Origin of the sequence: Butyrivibrio sp. DSM 10294 (assembly GCF_028539135.1) — a bacterium.
Classification (GTDB): domain Bacteria; phylum Bacillota; class Clostridia; order Lachnospirales; family Lachnospiraceae; genus Butyrivibrio.
The window spans coordinates 43,390-62,084 of sequence record NZ_JANSWL010000033.1; the positions used below are offsets into that span (position 1 = coordinate 43,390).

The 18,695-nt window shown below is 41.9% G+C and carries 15 protein-coding genes; 12 read left to right on the forward strand and 3 right to left on the reverse strand.

Annotation, left to right across the window (positions count from 1 at the left end; genetic code table 11):
* The first annotated feature begins 398 nt into the window (after positions 1-398).
* Positions 399-1,592: a hypothetical protein gene (locus tag NXH67_RS01045; RefSeq protein ID WP_272796057.1), complete on the forward strand. Its 1,194-nt coding sequence runs from the start codon at positions 399-401 to the stop codon at positions 1,590-1,592.
* A gap of 269 nt (positions 1,593-1,861) precedes the next feature.
* On the opposite strand, the gene NXH67_RS01055 is transcribed toward NXH67_RS01045, so the two are convergent.
* On the reverse strand, positions 1,862-2,521 hold the full coding sequence (locus NXH67_RS01055; RefSeq protein ID WP_026516841.1) for a TVP38/TMEM64 family protein: 660 nt from the start codon (positions 2,519-2,521) through the stop codon (positions 1,862-1,864).
* A 113-nt stretch (positions 2,522-2,634) separates the two neighbouring features.
* On the opposite strand from NXH67_RS01055, the gene NXH67_RS01060 reads away from it, so the two are divergent.
* The 6 genes from NXH67_RS01060 to NXH67_RS01090 all read left to right on the forward strand — a co-directional run bounded on the left by NXH67_RS01060 (position 2,635) and on the right by NXH67_RS01090 (position 10,650).
* Positions 2,635-3,189: a cysteine hydrolase family protein gene (locus NXH67_RS01060; RefSeq protein ID WP_272796058.1), complete on the forward strand. Its 555-nt coding sequence runs from the start codon at positions 2,635-2,637 to the stop codon at positions 3,187-3,189.
* Entirely contained in the window at positions 3,179-3,673 is a 495-nt protein-coding gene (locus NXH67_RS01065; RefSeq protein WP_272796059.1) for a GNAT family N-acetyltransferase, read from the forward strand. Before NXH67_RS01060 ends, NXH67_RS01065 begins: the two co-directional genes overlap by 11 nt.
* A 424-nt stretch (positions 3,674-4,097) precedes the next feature.
* Entirely contained in the window at positions 4,098-4,883 is a 786-nt protein-coding gene (locus tag NXH67_RS01075) for an SDR family oxidoreductase (protein WP_022779469.1), read from the forward strand.
* Positions 4,884-4,897: 14 nt separating this feature from the next.
* The gene (locus NXH67_RS01080) at positions 4,898-6,439 is read left to right on the forward strand and encodes an AAA family ATPase (protein WP_272796060.1); all 1,542 of its coding nucleotides are present in this window, start codon (positions 4,898-4,900) and stop codon (positions 6,437-6,439) included.
* 65 nt (positions 6,440-6,504) lie between these two features.
* Positions 6,505-8,895 carry an IS1096 element passenger TnpR family protein gene (locus NXH67_RS01085; RefSeq protein ID WP_272796061.1) on the forward strand — a complete coding sequence of 797 codons (2,391 nt, stop codon included), beginning with the start codon at positions 6,505-6,507 and terminating at the stop codon, positions 8,893-8,895.
* Between the two features lie 414 nt (positions 8,896-9,309).
* Positions 9,310-10,650, forward strand: coding sequence for an N-acetylmuramoyl-L-alanine amidase family protein (locus NXH67_RS01090; protein WP_272796062.1), 1,341 nt, complete (start codon positions 9,310-9,312; stop codon positions 10,648-10,650).
* Positions 10,651-10,734: 84 nt separating this feature from the next.
* On the opposite strand, the gene NXH67_RS01095 is transcribed toward NXH67_RS01090, so the two are convergent.
* Together NXH67_RS01095 and NXH67_RS18270 are read right to left on the reverse strand one after the other, a co-directional pair.
* Positions 10,735-11,133 carry a hypothetical protein gene (locus NXH67_RS01095; protein WP_022779472.1) on the reverse strand — a complete coding sequence of 133 codons (399 nt, stop codon included), beginning with the start codon at positions 11,131-11,133 and terminating at the stop codon, positions 10,735-10,737.
* 26 nt (positions 11,134-11,159) lie between these two features.
* Complete coding sequence (locus tag NXH67_RS18270) at positions 11,160-13,253, reverse strand: phosphodiester glycosidase family protein (protein ID WP_330676541.1); 2,094 nt, start codon at positions 13,251-13,253, stop codon at positions 11,160-11,162.
* 618 nt (positions 13,254-13,871) lie between these two features.
* On the opposite strand from NXH67_RS18270, the gene NXH67_RS01110 reads away from it, so the two are divergent.
* The 5 genes from NXH67_RS01110 to NXH67_RS01130 form a co-directional block, all read left to right on the forward strand.
* Entirely contained in the window at positions 13,872-14,969 is a 1,098-nt protein-coding gene (locus NXH67_RS01110) for an RtcB family protein (protein ID WP_272796070.1), read from the forward strand.
* On the forward strand, positions 14,966-15,592 hold the full coding sequence (prfH, locus tag NXH67_RS01115; RefSeq protein ID WP_272796063.1) for a peptide chain release factor H: 627 nt from the start codon (positions 14,966-14,968) through the stop codon (positions 15,590-15,592). The genes NXH67_RS01110 and prfH overlap by 4 nt, the downstream gene beginning before the upstream one ends.
* A gap of 132 nt (positions 15,593-15,724) precedes the next feature.
* Positions 15,725-17,071: an MFS transporter gene (locus NXH67_RS01120; protein WP_272796064.1), complete on the forward strand. Its 1,347-nt coding sequence runs from the start codon at positions 15,725-15,727 to the stop codon at positions 17,069-17,071.
* Between the two features lie 25 nt (positions 17,072-17,096).
* Positions 17,097-18,209 carry a helix-turn-helix domain-containing protein gene (locus NXH67_RS01125; RefSeq protein ID WP_272796065.1) on the forward strand — a complete coding sequence of 371 codons (1,113 nt, stop codon included), beginning with the start codon at positions 17,097-17,099 and terminating at the stop codon, positions 18,207-18,209.
* Positions 18,210-18,302: 93 nt separating this feature from the next.
* The coding region (locus NXH67_RS01130; RefSeq protein WP_272796068.1) for a DUF4256 domain-containing protein at positions 18,303-18,695 on the forward strand (393 nt) is incomplete at its 3' end.

Genomic DNA, 18,695 nt, shown 5'->3' on the forward strand with positions numbered 1-18,695 from the left:
ATGGGGCAGGACATCGTTTGATGTCCTGCCCCGATTCGTTAGGAGTAAGCTGCCATAATATTGGGGACGGGCAGCTCTGAAATGAAAAAGTGTGTTGTGTGGGAGGTTCTCAAGCTCTTTGCTTGATGAGGTTATGATACAGGGTAATCCTTAATATAACCTTAAAACAAAAAAATTTTTAAATAATATCTGGGCTTGCTATAGGGATGCGAGCAGATTACAGTGAGTTCAAGTTCAACTTGAATTTCTGATTGTAACTTAAACTCATACTCGCTAGAATTAATATGATGCAACCTCTATTATGAAGCCATAAGGAGGAACGAAGTCATGAGTATAGGGATAAACATAAAAAGTTTAAGGGAGATATCTATAAAAGATTGATGTAAAGGAGACACCACATGAATATAAAAATATCCGGCTTAAGGTCGGGCCTTAATTACAACGATATGCTCAATCCCATAACCGGAGGATTCATCGAAGATATAGAAAAAAAGCTTGGCTGCAGCCTTGCCATGAGCGATATTGCAGACTACGACTGTGATCTTAAGCTCATCTTCATTCAGTCCGGCGGAAGTGAGAATCTTTTTTTACAAAACAAGGACAAACTTAAGGAGCCATATTATCTGCTGACCAACGGTTCCAATAATTCCCTTGCCGCATCTCTGGAGATCATGACTTATATCACAGCCAATGGCAAACAGGGCGAGATCCTTCACGGAGATATTGACTACATTGCACAGCGTATAACAACCCTTGCCAAAACTGAGCAGCTGAAAAAAGAGCTGGCAAAGACCGTATTCGGAGTGATGGGGCGCCCTTCAGACTGGCTCATTGCTTCGGTTCCGTCCTATGAAGAGGTCACCCGCAAGCTGGGCGTAACCTTTAAGGACATTTCTCTTGACGAGGTAAAAAAGGAATATGACCGCGCAGTAATGGTAGGTAAAGACCTGCTGCCCGGAGTGTTTGATGATGCTGAGAAAACCAAGGCTCTTAAGACCTACGCAGCCTTCAAAACAATCGCGGAAAGGTATGGACTATCAGGCTTTACCGTCAGATGCTTTGACCTTCTGCAGCCCCTGGCAACCACCGGATGTGCAGGCCTTGCCCTTCTCAATGACGATGGCTTAACAGCTACCTGTGAAGGAGATATAGCAGCCCTCATTACCATGCATATCGTAAGGCTCCTTACAGGACAGCCTTCATTCCAGGCCAACCCATCAAGGATTTCTCCTTCTGATAACACCGTGGTTCTGGCCCACTGTACAGTTCCGCTGGCAATGACCAAAGACCTGCGCCTGGATACACATTTTGAATCCGGCACAGGCGTTGCGATAAAAGGCTATCTCAAGGAGCAGGATGTTACCATTTTCAGGCTTTCCGCTGACCTTAAACACTATTATGTCAGTGACGGAACAATCCTCAAAAACCTTGATGAAGCTGACCTGTGCCGCACACAGATCCTTGTAAAATTCCAAGAAGACGTCTCTGAGATCTTAAGAAAGCCCTGCGGAAATCACCATATTGTTTTCTATGGCCATCATGCAGAAGAGATCAGGCGTGTAATGGACGCGATTATTGGATCGGATAAGTGATAGGACAAATAGAAGCCAAAGCGGTTGAAGTATTCCTCAAGCTGCAGTTCCGGCCAGTCGAAGTAATAAAGGTCGCCCTCTATCTTGGAGACAATGGGCCTGTTCTTGGTAACAGTACCTCATTATTCACTCCGGCTCCAGAAACCTCGGAAAGCAGGTGGCTGAGATATATCAGAAGCTTGCTGTGGATCTTGACAGAGGTATACGGCAGGAATCTTGCAGAGTTTATCAGAAGAACAGAGTGGTAAAAAGAGTACATTTTATGCTCTTCAGGCAACTTTCTTCTTTTTTAGATAAATCATCAATCCGGAATAAACCAGTATTGCGAAGATGGCTCCGGCGATGAGGACGGCATAGTTTTTTTCCATAAGGAGTTCCCCGCCAAAGGTATAGACGAAGATGTGCGGGAATCTAAAAATATAGGTCAGGATGAACCAGACCGGTAATGATTCCTTGGAATAAAAGCCTATCCAGGCGTAGGTGTCCTTGGGTAGCGGAAGCAGCATAAATAAGAAATGGATAAAGACAGGATTTTTAGCAATGATCCTGTCTTCTATTTTTCGTATTCTTTCTTCTGAAAACATGAAATAGAGCGGCTTCGCCCCAAGACGGCGTCCGATGCCAAAGGCAATTGTGTTACCAATGGTTGCTCCAAGATCACAGAGAAGAGCTCCTTTCAGTCCACCCAGCATGAAGCCGGCCGCAAGGTAGAAGGGGGTGCCGGGGATACAGGTTGACATTGTCTGAACTACGATCAAAAGACAGAATACTACCCAGCCCAGAGCGCCTCTTGATGCTATGAATTCTTGTAATGATTCTCTATCATTAACGAAAGCAAGTATAGGCTGTCCTATGCAGAAATATACTATTATCAGGAATAATATTATAAATAGCGCAATTGCTATTCTTTTGATAGTTGTCTTTGACATGAGAAACTCCTAAAATTCTTTGTAGATATATTTTAGCATATTAAAAAGGAGACATTGTGAGCCACCTCGGAGTAAAAGAGATTAAAAATCCAAATGGTTTTCGATATAATGCTTTGAAGATTTTGAAAAATTTCGGAGATAAACAGGTCCAAAATACCTTGGAAATATCCGTTCTGGATGATTTTGATGGAAAAAAGGCTCTTTTAGTCATAGATGTTCAGGAAAGATATATGCATAAATATGATCCGAACCTGATTACAAGGATCAATAACCGTATCAGCGAAGCGGATAACGATGGCATTTTGACCATATATGTAAAAAACGCAGGTGATCCCGGGTCAGAGGACCAATATGCCTTAGCGGACGATCTGCTCATTGTTTCTGAATATATTTTTGAAAAGAAATTCCCCAGTGCCTTTACTTCTGAGGAGTTCAAAAGCTTTTTGGAGGAACAGAAGATAACAGATCTGGAGCTTATTGGCGTCGATGGCAGCTCCTGCGTTGCCAAAACAGCTTTTGCCGCAAAAGAGAACGGATATGAGGTAAGTGTTAATCTAAACTGTGTTTCCAGCGTGAATGATAAGATTTTTAAAGATACACAAGTTAAAATGAAAGAGGTTGGAATCAGACTTATAAAGGATGCGCTAGGAGCAGAATATGAAGCATGAAATAAGACTGCGAAAAATGAGTGAAGAAGATTTTTCCCGCTTCAAAGAGTATAGCATTTCCGATTACGCAGAGACTATGTTCAAGGCAGGAAACATTGATAAAAAGCAGGCGCTTCTCGAGGCTGAAGGCGAATTTATCAAGCTGCTTGAAAATGGACTTCATACCCCAGATCAATTTTTGATGGTCATAGAAGACAGTAAGAAGAGCTCAGATATCGGCTGGATCTGGTATATGTATGAAGAGGATGATTCCTGTAAAAAAGCATTTATCTGTGACTTTCTTATATTCGAAGAGGAACGACGAAAGGGTTATGCTACTGAAGCTCTCCGCGAGCTTGAGCGCATGGTAAAAGAAAACGAGCGATCATTAATAGCTCTTTATGTATGGAAACATAACGTTCCGGCATCCAATCTATATAAAAAATGTGGTTATGAAATTGCTGATAACCAGGATGACGGTGCGTACATGATAAAGCAATTGTAATGTTGGAGACAAAATATGGCATTATATGCATTTGGTGATCTCCACCTTTCATTTGGGGCCGACAAGCCAATGGATATGTTTGGAAGGTCTGGAGAAACCACGAAAAGAAGATAGAGAAAAACTGTAACAAACTCATTACAGATGAAGATATTCTTGTTCTTGTAGGCAATCACAGCTGGGGGAGAAAGCTGGAAGATTGCGAAGCTGATCTACGATTCATCGAGGATCTTCCGTGAAAAAAGGAGCAGATTCACACTGATCGCAGAAGCATATGAGGTGGACCAGGTAATATACGCCCATTGCCATGGGAAAGAACGATTTCATGACAGCTTTCTGGGAAATGTTAATGGTATCAAGTATAGCCTGGTGTCGGGAGATTACCTGGATTTCAAGCCACAGTTGATTCTAAAGTAAGGAAAATAAAATGATACTTGTTACAGGAGCTACAGGCTTTGTAGGAAATAAAATAATGGAAATCTGCAAGGATGTCGTTGCTGCGCCATCGCTCAGGAATGCATCTGAAGAGCAGATAAAAAGAATAATCGAAGAGAGTGGTGCAGATACTATTGTTCATACTGCCGCCATATCCGATATAGGCACGTGTGAAGCGGATCCTGAGGCATCTTATGTCGCAAATGTTTTGATACCATGCTATATTGCAAAAGCTGCTAAGGGACGAAAACTGGTTTGTTTCAGTTCTGATCAGGTATATAGCGGGCTTTCGGATGAAGGACCTTATACTGAGGAAATCGTAAAACCGGCCAATACCTACGCGGAACATAAACTTGAGATGGAGCAGCGGGTATTGGATATCTGTCCCGATGCTGTTATGCTGCGTGCGGAATGGATGTATGACTACTATCTCAAAAAGCCCAACTACTTCATGAACATCATAAATGCTAAGGAATCGGTAGCTTTCAGCTCAAAACAGTTCCGAGGAATCACCTATGTGAAGGAAGTGGCTGAAAACATTGAAAAAGTCATTGCATTACCAGGCGGAGCATATAACTTCGGAAGTGAGACAGAAAAGTCTATGTATGAGATCACTAGGGAATTTGTCAGTGCTCTGGGACTTAATATACAGGTAAATGATGCGCCTGCCAGACATAATCTATGGATGGACTGTTCCAAGGCAAAAAAGCACGGAATCGTATTTAGCAGCATTTCAGATGCTATATTACTATGTGCTAAAGATAATACTTATAATTGAAATACGTGTTATATTTGGGAAAAGTTACTCATAAATGCAAACTTTCCCCAAATATAACGCATATTATTGCTTATAATTGGGGGAAATATTATAATTATATTAAAGATTATTGCCTTGTGAGGAAAATGATGAAAATTATAAGCAGAAAAGAAGAAAAGAAGGAACTGGAATATAGCGAAAAATCCAAAAAATCTGAACTCGTTTGTGTCTACGGGAGGCGAAGAGTTGGGAAGACCTTCCTTGTAGAGCAAACTTTCAGGGATTTTGCTTTCAGGGCTGTTGGCTTAGAAAAGGGCACAACAAAGCAGCAGCTTAAATCATTCGGCCAGAGACTGATTGAGTATGGTGATGATACTAATCATGCTCCCAAAGATTGGTTTGAGGCATTCTCAAGGCTGGATAAATTATTATCAACGGATTCAGTGCGACGTTCTCCGAATGGGAAAAAGGTAGTATTTCTTGATGAGTTTCCATGGTTCGCGACGAAGAGGTCAGATTTTTTGGTTGCCTTCGAAGATTTCTGGAATCGCAAAGGTACTATAGATGGAGATCTTGTTTTTATAATATGTGGTTCAGCAACTTCATGGATCATTAAAAATGTAATAAAAGATACCGGAAACATGTTTCAACGGGTTACAAAAAAGATCTATATTGAGCCATTTACTCTTGCAGAGACAGAACTGTTTTTTGAGGATAGAGAATTCGACTGGCCACGTGAACAGATAGCTGTATGTCAGATGATTTTTGGCGGACTTCCTTTCTTTTTTGACCTAATGAATACATCACAGAGCCTTGCTCAGAATATAAACAGGCTGTTGTTTGATAAGGATGCACTCTTCAGGGATGAAACCAATAAATTGTTGGAAGCCACCCTTAGTGCGTCGCCAATATACGAGCAGATACTGGCTAAATTGGCCGATTCCAGGTATGGAGTAAAAAAATCAAAACTACAGGAAGAAATTGGCGCTTCAAATGGATCTTATGGGCGAGCAATACAGGATCTTGTAGATTGCGGATATGTATTAGAGTATAAGAAACAATATGAAGAATATAATCCTTTATATATTCAGCTCGTAGATCCATTTATATTGTTCCATTATCATTATTTGTCCAAAGAAAAACGAATTGATAGCTATGAAGATCTTGTGAGCAATATGGGAAGATTTGATAACTGGAGAGGACAGGCCTTCGAATTGTTGTGTTTTAATAACTTGGATAAAATAAAATCTGCATTGGGAATAAGCGGAGTTAAAACAGAATGCTATCCTTGGTACAATTCAGAGGATATAAAAGATGAGCGTGTTCAGATAGATATGATAATTGAAAGAGCAGACATGATCACAAACCTTTGTGAGATTAAATATACTAACAAACCATTTGTGATAGATGCTTCCTATGAACAGCGGCTATTAAGAAAAAGGGACATTTATAAGGGAAAAACCGGAACATCACAGGCTTTAAAGATAATTATGATTTCAGCTAAAGGACTATCCGGAGCAACGCATACTTCATATATTGCTGATGTTATAACCCTTGATGATTTATTCGAAGGATAATCAAAAAATATGATAAAACTATTAGATCTAATGCTATTTTTATTGGGTAAAGGAGCGAAATATTCATGAAAGCATATCAGCTGAAAATAACGATCAAGAATTCAAAACCGCCAATCTGGAGAAGATGTATAGTGCCTGCAGGTCTGTCTTTTTCGCAGCTGACCCATGTGATCCGGGAAGTAATGGGGTGGACGGGATATCATTTAAGTGAGTACAGTTTCAATAATCTTAAGATAAATCTTGTGGAAAATCCTGAATATGACAGGTTTATGTGGGGCTATGTCGATCTTGACGCCTCAGAGTACATAATCGATGACTTTCTGGAGACAGTTAAAACATTTACTTATACCTATGATTTTGGTGATGACTGGACTCATGAGGTCAGGATTGAGGCTGTTTTGGAGGATTATGACAAGGACTGTCCTTGTGTAGTTAAGTTTAAGGGCGATACTCCTCCGGAGGACTGCGGCGGAATCTGGGGGTATTATGAACTGATGGAGGCCCTGAATGATCCGAAGAATCCAGACCACGAGGAAATGAAGGACTGGTATGGAGAAACTCCCCACTCTGCATATGACATGGACCATGTAAATGATACTCTTTCTCAAATGATGGTCACTGAGAAAAAAATAAAGCCCATTACTGAAAGCGAGCTTAATGATATATATTTTAGCAAGGGGAAAATAACCCTGGATAAGGTAAAGGGGAAAACTCTGAAATCCTTTAAAAAAGCTGCTGATTCAGGAAAAGGCACACGCAGCAAATATGGCGATGAAATGGCAATTCTGTCAGAGTTGTTTGATGGTCTGGTCAAAATGTCCAAAGGCAGTGCAGGCAAAAAGAGCGAGTTGGATAGGCTCCTGTCAGAAGGCATTGAGAGAACACCGGATTTTGGATTTGATTTTGACAAATGGAGTGAGGTAAGTGTAGAAAAGTCCGGAAACCTGATACAGGACTATCTTCTGAATCTTCGGGAAATTGACATTGACAATTTCACCAAATACCTTCAGCTTTCTGTAGGAAGAGGCAGCACCAAGCTGTCCAAGATAAAAAGACTGGTTGAATTCCTTTCTAAGAATCCGGGCTATTATCTGTTTGCTTTTAATGAGAATTCTCTTAAGGTGCTATTTGACATTTTTGCCGGGAAAACAGATGAACTGGGCTTTGGTGAATATGTTCCCGACGATGTCGCAGAAGCTATACAGATTGCATCAATGCTGGGACTTCTGCATGTAAAGGATAAAGGGAAAAAATGCATACTTCAGCTTGCCGAGGATGCATATAATATTGCAGACTCCATAAAAAAGGTAAATGCGAAGGAAATCTATGAGAGGCTTGATGTCTTCGATGACAAGCTTGGAGCGGTAATTCGAAACTATGGCTTTATTGAAGTTGATAATGCTCTTGATATGGTCCGTGGTGAATTCCCGAGAGTGAAGGATACAAAGGAATTAAAGAGAATGCTTTACTGGCATTCCAGGATGATGAATATGGTAACAACCGGTACAAATGAGATAACCGGGGAAACATTTGCCACAGCACCCGGCTACCCTGCGGAAGAAATCCTGGAATATCGCAGCAAATACAAAATAGACGATAGTATAGATTATAAACCGTTGGATCTGAATGATCCTTCAGTCCTTAGCAGAAACGTGGCGCAGCAATTTTATTGCTGGGATAATCTGGCAGATGTTTTAAAAGAGGGAATAGGACTTGACAACAGTGAAATAGCAGACTGCGTGGAAAGTCTGTTTTCTGATGTCATCAGAGGAAAGAGTGCGGCCTATATTTATGACAGGCTGATGGACGAATATCCTGTGGACGATCCGTTTATCCGTACTATGTACTGGCATGCGGCCTTCGCCTGCGTAGGAGAGATGGCCCTTCCACAGCTTAAGGGCTATACCAAATATGAGTTTTACAAGAAAACAGGAAAGTATCCCGAAGGCCTTCCTATGGGCGAAAAGCTTGGACGTGGCAAAAAGATAGGCAGAGACACACAGCTTAAGAATTTCCCGGAAGAAGATCAGTGGGCTCTTTATTCTTTGAGGCTTGAGAATGAACTTAGGGATCACAGAGAAGAATCCATAAAACTTGCAGATGAGCTTCTTGATAAATATCCCGATAACAAACAGCTTCTGGCTTATCTTCCCGAAGCATATATGGCTCTTGATGAGCGCTCCAAAGCAAAGGAAATTTTGCAGAAGCTAAGATTAATGGATCATTCTCTGGAAAAAGAGATTAAAGCCATGCTTCGGGTGATAGATTCCGGCGCGAGGCTGCCGTATTTTGAAGACTTACCCTTCGGCGATGAAAGTAACTGGGATTTCGGGGGATATGTTCCCCGGGAGCCGGTGGTTCGTCAGCTTCCCAAGGTGGGCCGCAACGATCCCTGCCCCTGCGGCAGCGGTAAGAAATTTAAGAAGTGTTGTATGGGTAAAGGAATTTATGATTGATAATAACAGTGGTACCAGGTAGTGCGCCCAGCTAAGGGTGCTTCATTTAGCGGATTGCAAACGTCCGCTCAATAAGCCGTGAGCCGCGGCATTGGAAGCGAGTCTTGCGTGAGATACGGCAACGCACTCTTGCGAAGCGTAGACAGCGTGGTTGCAGGGATAGTGATTGAGCACTGAAAGACCATACATCCAGAGGATGACGCGGTTGCCTGTGCGGAAGTCTATATAGATAGAATCGTAATGGCGAGAAGCTTAAAAAGACTAACTTATATAAGTTGGTCTTTTTTAGTTTGAAACAAATTTGCATTAATGATAAACGGTATTGAAATTATATTTTATCGGTGCTAAGATTATTTTTGATGGCGATATCGTCAATAACTATTGGGAACAAATATAAAAAAAGGAGGTAATGAGATGGAAAGGATGAACGTGAAATCCAGGATCAGATCTACGATGAAATTGTTACTGAGTAGCTTACTGGCAATTACTATGGTGCTTGGAATGCTTAATTTATCTGCATTTAAGGTAAAGGCAGTTGAAGGTGATGCTGAAGATAAATATACAATTTACTTTGAAAATGACAGACCAGGTTGGACCAGCCCTAATTGCTTTTTATGGAAAGGCACAGATAAATATAAACAAGTAAAGCTGGAGCTTTGTGATGAAGAAAAAAATCTCTATAAGGTTGATATTTATCCAAGTGAAGGCTATGAGAAGATATTATTTTCAGCGATTGTAGGGGACGGATCAGGACTTTACGAGCTTCCCGGGCAGGATGCTTTATTTAAGATTGGTAAAGTAAAACAAGAACCACGTAAACAGGAAAATGGTAATTCGATAGTTGAATTCGTTAATACACTTGGTTGGGACGATGTATATATTTATACAATTAATGGTTTATCAATAGCTGGTGTTGCTTCTGACTGGCCCGGAGAAAAGATGGAGTTAGTTGACCAGGAAAATGGCATTTACAGATATGTTTTAGATGGAAGCAAGTATAAGTGGTCAGAAGTTATCATAAATAATGGAGCAGGTAAGCAGGCAGGTTTATATAATGTGAGACAACGCTCAATCAGAGTTACTCCTATTGATCCTGAAGGCTGGGTAATCGAGAAGAAAGAAGATAATCTCAAGATTGTAGAAGAGTGGGGCAATCTTTACTGTGAAGATCAGGATGGCAACAGAGTTTACGGTCTTCAGACTGTAGATGGCGATCTTTACTATTTTGGCGAAGTAGGAGATGGCATGATGAAGTTTGGCCTCTACTATGTAGACGGAATGCCTTATTACTTCGGTGAGGACGGAAAGGCTCCAAAGAGCCGGTTCGTAACACCATATTATGACACTTATTATTTTGACGCAGATGGAAAAGCACATACAGGCTGGCTTGAACTTGATGGTGAAAAATACTACGCAGATGAGAGGGGAACTATTTTAAAGGGCGTACAGACAATTGATGAAAAGACCTTTCTCTTTAACCGTAACGACGGTGGTAAGATGGTCAGAAACACAATGGCTCACGACTGGTGGGGCGATCACTACTACGGCGATGACGGCGTAATGCAGACAGGCTTTATCACCTTCGAGGATAAAACTTACTATTTCTTTGAAAACGGCGATATGGCCCATGGTTGGCAGACCATCGATGGAAATACTTATTTCTTTGGCGATAACGATGGAATCATGGCTAAAGGTACTACATTCATTTACTGGAGAGATTACGAATTCGACGAGAACGGAGTTCTTCAGGAATAAATAATATAGGAGTCTTTTACAACGTGAGTGTTATAAAAGACTCCTATTTTTTATTTAAAGACTATGACTGGACCATTAGATAGATTATTTGCAAACGGACCATGTAACCATAGACCTGTGACGATAGTTCTGTAAATTTGACAAGAGACTTAGTAAAACCAGGACTGCTCCGGCAACTGGGTAGACAACAATAAGTGAATTGGTTGTGCCATAGATTGCCAATACACCAGCAAATATGCTCCCAATGCTGAATGTCGCAATAGCAGTATTCCAGAGGTTTAGAAACCTTCTGTCCGGATATTTTTCCTTAAATAAAAGGATAGAATAGGGTAGTACTCCCATCGTAAGAGGTATGGCAAATGCATACAGCATGAAGTAGGAGTATACTTCATGACTGAAGATTTCATATATTGCTCCAAACAGTGCAAGGAAGCAGGTTCCAATGATATTGAAAAGCAAATGTAGTTTTAGTTGTTTTTCCATTTTAGTTTTCCTCCTGCCAAAATTCTTTAGATATATACAATGTCGCTGACACTTCGTTCTTTGATGCTTCCTCCGGTGGTGGGATTGTTGACCACATATCCATTGAAGTACATGGTGGAAGATCCGCCACCGTCAAGGTTATAGGCTGTTTCAACGCCAAGCTCCTTCATGAAGGTTGCAAGTTCATAAAGACTAAGTCCTTCGCTCTCAGAAGTTCTTCCATCAGACACAACAAAAACAAAGTGATTGGCATCTATGACGCCTATAGCAGTTCTTGGATTGCTTGCCTTTGCCTTGGCAACTTCGGTATTTTCATCTACTGTAACAGAGTTGTCTTCTACAAGAGCCGGGCCAAAGGAAAAAGCTTGCCATACTCCCATTGAAACCAGTTCTTCGGCTGAGTACTCAGTGTCATTTACGACTTCCATTGTTCCATCTGTATAAATGCATAAAACATCTGATCCGCTTGCACTGTCGCGGTAGACAATTCCGTTGCGTATTACATATCCATTTTCCTGAACGCCGTAGTAATCGCCGTTTATGGCTAGTACAGCATTGTTATTTTCTGCAATCGTAGAAGTTGTGGCGGTGACGTTTTTGCCGTAAGTGTCATTGGCAAATGCCGTCTTTAAGTACTGAGCAGAGGAAAGAGTAACGTCTGCCACGTAGATTTTGGTGTCGTTCTGATAATATTCAGTTAATGTAATGCTATAGTTATCTGAACTTACAGTGTTTTCGCCCGAATAGGACTCTGAGGCGTTAATACCAGATGTGCTTTCTGTGGTTTCTGAAGAAGTTACTGACCCATCTTCAGACATACTTGTTTTGGAATGTTTCCTGCTGGATCGAGACTTGTGACTTTCTGAGAGACCTGAATCTGAACTGCTATTGGAAGCAGTACTATCAGTTGCTTTTGCAACTTTAGGTTCTGTGCTTTCCGATTGCGTATTATCTATGGATCCGGTTAATGAAGTGGTGCTGTCAGTCTGATCAGCGAACATGGACGTATTAATTTCTGTGGCATTGGAGTTGTAGCTCTTGCTTATAACAAAGGTGTCGAGGGAAATATAAGTCGTAAATGCTACCAGGACAAAAGCTGAACATATAGCCCAGAGGTGTTTTTTCATATGATCCTGCCTGCCTTTCTTAAAAATAAAACTGTGTTGTATAAAGTAACTGAGTACAAAAAGTGCAAGTTCGGTGATGATTTTTGCAACATATGCTGCAAGGCCCATTCCGGTAAGCAGCTCAAGGATAAATGTGTTAAGTATGAGTATTGCAACCACCAGAGCAGAGTATTTTATGGCAGAAGTGGCAACATCTTTTTGAGATTTGAAAACTACTTTTCTGTTAAGTGAAAAATTCAGAGTCCCACTGATTATACGTGCAAGGATATTTGCCACAATAAGTGAACCTGATACCGCAGATATCAAGCAGAACAGTCCATAGTCTACAAGAAAACTTATAAGGGATGAAGCACAGAAGCATAGGATTTCTTTGTATATCTTTATGGAATCTTTAACAGGATCAAAGTGAGAACTCTCATTCTTTCCTATATAAACAGTATTTATCCATTCTTCTTTGATCTCTATTCCCTGCTTGGGGAGCTCCATGAGCATATTCATCTCATATTCGTAGCGGCTTCCGCTTATTTGAAGAAGTTTCGGTACCAGCTTATCACTGTATGCTCTAAGCCCTGTCTGGGTATCAAAAACTATATTTCCGGTTGTGAGCCTATATACAAAGCGGGTAATGGCATTTCCAGCGCGGCTTTTAAACGGAACTTTTCCTTCCATTTTTCGGCTGCCTAGAACAAGGCATGAACGGTTTGCTTCTGCTACAGATATCACGTTGATGATATCTTCAAGTTTATGCTGGCCATCTGCATCAGCATTGACTACAGTGTATGGCGCATCATAGGTGTTATGAATGTATGCAAGCCCTGTTTTTAGAGCTTCACCCTTGCCCTTATTTTCATTATGAACAAGTATCCTGGCATATCTGGATGCGTCAGAAAACACCTTACTAAAAGTCTCCGGGCTACCATCATTTACTATTACGATTTCAAAACCCTCCTGATACAGGCCCTTAGAAACATCAATCAGTTTTTCATCTGGCATGTATGCGGGAATCAAAGCGATCCTGTTCATTATTAATCCTTTCCTTTGAATATATTGACCATAATTTGATAATAAACATGGATCCTAAAATCAACCTAAATAGGTGGTAATGACTCTTGTGGGATTCGGATCAGATTCTGAAGTAGTTGGTATGATTCGGGCATAACCGCTTACCGAACCATGCGCATTACGACGCACAAAGTGTCGACATTGGTGCCTGGCAGTGCGCCCAGCTAAGGGGGCTTCATTTAGCGGATTGCAAACGTCCGCTCAATAAGCCGTGAGCCGCAACATAGTGGTGCCATGCACCGTAACCATCCTGCGAACACTCATATCAGCCGGACTGGACAAGTCCGGCTGATATGTTATACTTCTAAAAGTAACAAGAAATTCACCAGGCTCATACCGAGCAGAAAGGAGGACAATCATGAGACACATGACGACTAACGTAACTACTAACAGCATAAATACCAGAGGCATGATTGTCCGCCGTCATTTTTCCTGATTTTTCTATCAGATTTTTCACGGATTTAAACAGGTGGGACAGATTATAGCCTCTGAGAAGAAAGAGGTTTAATTTTGTTACCTATAAAAGGAAAATTTACAGACGCACTTATCATGTGCAATGAGGAGCTGGAGGGCTCCGAAGTGAATCAGTACGCCCTCGCACAGGTGCAGATGATCTGCAATAACAAGGCATCCGAAGGCTCTGTGATCAGAGTTATGCCGGATGTTCATCCGGGAAAAGTAGGCCCCATCGGTCTTACCATGACCATCGGAGAGAGGATTCTCCCCTCTCTGGTAGGCATCGACATCGGCTGCGGAATGCTGGCGGTTAAGGTTGGCAAGATCCGCAGTGATTTTCAAAAGCTTGACACTGTAATAAGGGACAATGTCCCTGTTGGGTTCAAGATCAGGGAAAAGGCCCACAGGCAGGCGTCGGAGTTCGACTTTGAAAGGCTCCGCTGCTGCAAGCACATCCGCAGTGACAAGGCTCTTTTGAGCATCGGCACCCTGGGCGGCGGCAACCACTTTATCGAGCTTGATCAGGATGATAATAGGGAAACCTACATGATCATCCACACCGGAAGCAGGCACCTGGGAAAAGAAGTTGCTGAATACTACATTACTGCAGGCCAGAAGGCCCTTAAGGAGCAGGGCATCACAGACATTCCCTACGAGCTGACTTATCTTTCAGGGCAGCTCATGGAAGATTATCTTCACGACCTTTCCATAGTGCAGGAGTACGCTGAGCTAAACCGCAGTGTTATCGCTTCGGAGATCATGAAGGGCATGAAATGGAAGGAAAAAGAGGTAATAACCAGCATCCACAACTACGTAGATTTCAGCGGAGAAGTTCCGATGCTCAGAAAGGGAGCTATTTCCGCCAAGGAAAATGAAGATGTGATCATCCCCATCAATATGAGAGATGGTGTGATCCTTGGAAAGGGCAGAGGCAACGCAGAATGGAACAGTTCTGCGCCCCACGGCTCCGGAAGAATCGCTTCACGGGACAAAATCGTTAACAGTCACACCGTATCTGAGTTTAAGGCTTCAATGAAGGGCATATACTCCAGCTGCATCAGCAAGGATACTCTGGATGAAGCGCCTTTTGCCTACAGAAGCACTGACTACATCAAGGAGGCCGTAAAGGACACTGTAGAGATAAGCAAGCTCCTTAAGCCTGTCTATAACTACAAAGGAGGCAATGCATGATTTTACAGCTTAGTTCAGGCCTTGGGCCTGTAGAATGCAGAGCCGCTGTGGGTGGAATATGCAGAAGTCTTATGAAGGAATTTCCCGATATGGAGATGATTACCTGTACCAATGGCGAAGTACCGGGCTCTTTTTCCTCAGTTCTTTTATCCTCAGATATGGATATTTCCATGCTGCGGGGAACCATGGAATGGATCTGTAAGAGCAGCTACAGGCCTGGGCACAAGAGAAAAAACTGGTTCATTGACGCCAGCATTATTCCTGAGGCGCAGGAGATTGACGATAAGCTGAATGAGTCCGACATAAGGATTGAGAAGTTCCATTCCGGCGGTCCCGGTGGCCAGAACGTCAATAAAGTTGAGACCGGGATCCGGGTTATTCACATCCCCACAGGAATAACGGTCTCATCAACAAGAGAGCGCAGCCAGTACATGAATAAGCAGGATGCCCTGAGGAAACTTTCTGCGGTTCTTAAGCAGATGAATACAGATGAGAAAGACCGTCAAAAGAGCGATGCCTGGAGCAAACACGCTCAGATAGTGAGGGGAAATCCCGTAAGGATTTATGAAGGTGAGAACTTCAAGCTCACCTTCTGTAAGAAAACAGAAATTTTTCTAGTGTGAAGCTGGGCCCATTAGTTCAAAACTTTCCGTAATGGAAAGCTTTTCTTTTATAACTAGTACAATAAGTGTATTATAGTTTGTGTAAGTTCCATGTAGAATGAAGTCATGAAAACAAGTATGGAGGCTTCAGATATGGAACAGAACAAGAAAATGTATGGGGGAATCATTAAGGAACGTGAATATAGAAAGCTGATTTTTGCTACGGTTATCAACCGATTTGGTGATTCTGTAGATGCAATCGCTTTTACATGGCTGGTTTATCAGATTACACACAGTGCAGCATGGTCAGCAATAGTTTTTGCACTTAATACACTTCCAAACGTGGTGGTTCAGCCCTTTGCCGGAGCTATTGTTGAGAAGATGGACAAGAAGCATGTGATTGTAGCAACACATCTTCTTAGGGCAGTCATTATTACATTGTTTGCACTTCTATATAGAGCAGGCCTGGTGAATGCACTGGTTATGGCAATCTTTACTTTGGTCATCACGACAGTGGAATCCTTTAATCTTCCTGCAACTTCAGCATTTACAATCCAGGTGGTTAAGAAAGAGCATATGACCTGCGGAATGAGTCTTAATTCCATGCTTTCAAGTGCTGCATCACTGGCAGGTACAGGTGCTGCCGGCGTGATCATTGCAACAGCAGGCGTTTCTGCAGCGATGATGATTGATGTAGTAACTTTTGGAGTTGCAGCGGTGCTTATCAGTGCAATGAAGGCTGGGAGAGTAGCAATTACTGAGGCAGCACAGAATGAAGCATCCAAGACAACATCCGAGGCCGGAGAAACAGAGAACAAAAAAGAGCAGAGTAAAATTGAATTCTTTTTAGACGGCTTTAGATATGTGGCAAATTCACGAGTTATCTGCAATTATGGCTTACTTGCAGTTGCCCTTAACTTCATGCTCATTCCTATAAATGCACTTCAGGCACCAATTGCCAGCGAGATTTTCAAGATGGGCGGAGAAATCCTTAGTATTGCAGGTGCATTTGCTGCAATCGGAGGTATTGCAGGATCCGCACTCGTACCGGTTCTTTCACAGAAACTATCTCCGCTTAAGATGATCATGCTTGGAACCTCCCTTCTCGGAGCAGGAATGCTTGGAATGGCCTGCGGTGGAGTTTTTGTTGGAAATAATATTGCTTGTTATGTGGACGTAGCAGCTTCATTTTTTGTCATGATGGTGGCAGCTTCAATCATAGGCGGTACGATCAATATCCAGTTTATGAAAAATGCTGATCCAAAATATATTGCAAGAGCAGCCGCAGTAATGGGCGCTTGCGGAACAGCATGTATGCCTGTGGGTTCACTTCTTTTAAGCGCAGTTGTGACTAAGGTCAGCACAGGAGCAATTCTTGTATTCTGCGTGATTTTTGCAATAGCTATTCTTGCAATCTTAGTCTTTGTAAAGCCACAGATGGAGATTGAGGAAGGCTCCCTTGGAATTAAAAACGAGAAAGTATCAGCAAGTTTAGGATAAAAATTCTTTCATAAAGGAGTTTGCAATGCAGATAAAGCTTAATGAAAACATAAAGAAGTACCGAAAGAGCATGAATCTGACCCAGGAAGAACTGGCAGAAGCCTTCGGAGTTACGGTTGGAGCTGTATCAAAATGGGAAAGCGGCAGTAATGTGCCGGATATTCTAACTCTTATGCAGCTTGCAGACTTTTTTAGCATATCTGTCGACGTGCTTCTGGGCTATAACATGTCCTCCAAGAACGTCAAAGACATTTCTGACAGGTTGGATGCTCTTTTACATGAGGATAAATATGACGAGGCTATTGCTGAGGCAGAAAAAGCACTGGTTAGATATCCGGGTAACTTTAAGATTCTCACAAGCTGTGCGGACACATACTATATTGTTTCATCGATGAAAGATTTGAAGGATTACCGGGACAAAGCAATAGAACTTTATGAGTCGTCGGTTCGCTATATTTCACAGAGTGACAAACCGGATCAGGAAAACTTTAGCATTAAATTTCGCATCGCAACATTAAAAGGTCGTGATAACCCTGAGAAATCTCTTGAGGAGTTTAAAAAGATAAATTATCAGGGTATAGCAGACATCAATATTGCCAATATTTTAAGAATGATGGGCAAGCCTGAGGAAGCAATGGAGACTTACACAAGAGTTCTGGTCTCAATTTTGGTAAAGACCTTGGAGTTTTCTACAGAAATGTTTATGGTGCTGGTTTCTATGGACGCTGCGAAGGCATACAAGGAAGCTGGTGAGATTATGGATTGGTATATGACTATAGTAGATGCTACCAGCATTGATAGGAGCAAGAACAGCTATCTTTCCAAGATGAAGATCATGGGACTTGTCTTTAAATCATTAGTTCTTTGTTGCCTCAAAAAGGATGATGAAATGAGAAACTGCATTGATACAGCCTTAGAAATAGCAAAGCAGTACGACAAAAACCCTTCAAATGATTTTGCCGGAAAGATCAAATTCTGGCATGGAAGTAAGGATTATCACATTTCTCTATATGATAATTTTGGTGTTGGTGCCGTGGCCGGTATCGATAATCTTTTTAATATGGGACCTAAAGTGCTGCCTCCTAAGGTTATAAAAAAGATGGAAACAGCGCTTGAATACTGGAATAGCGTAAAATAGAATGATTATAAAGAATTAAAGATCATGCACCGAAATTAGCCTTCTTTTTGCCGAAGGAGGTCGTATCTCATCTATTCTGTGGAGGGGAAAACTATGTTAGAAATATTAAAAGCGAGGTTTCAGGATAATAAGAATCTTCATATGGAACTGAGTTGGCTTGACGTGGAGAAACGTTTGCTTGAGCATCAGGGCTCCATGGATGTTTTGAGAAGGATGGAGGAGAGCGGCGGAGAACCGGATACCATCGGCTATGACGAAAAGACGGGAAAGCTAATTTTCTGCGACTGCGCAAAGGAGTCCCCTTCTGGGCGCAGAAGCCTGTGCTATGACGAAAAGGCATTACAAGGGCGTGCTAAAAACCCGCCGTCAGGCAGCGCCGAATGGAAAGCAAAAGAAATCGGCGTTTTGATCATGACGGAGGAACTCTATCGCCGACTGCAAAGTCTCGGGGAATTTGATTTGAAAACGTCAAGTTGGATCACTACG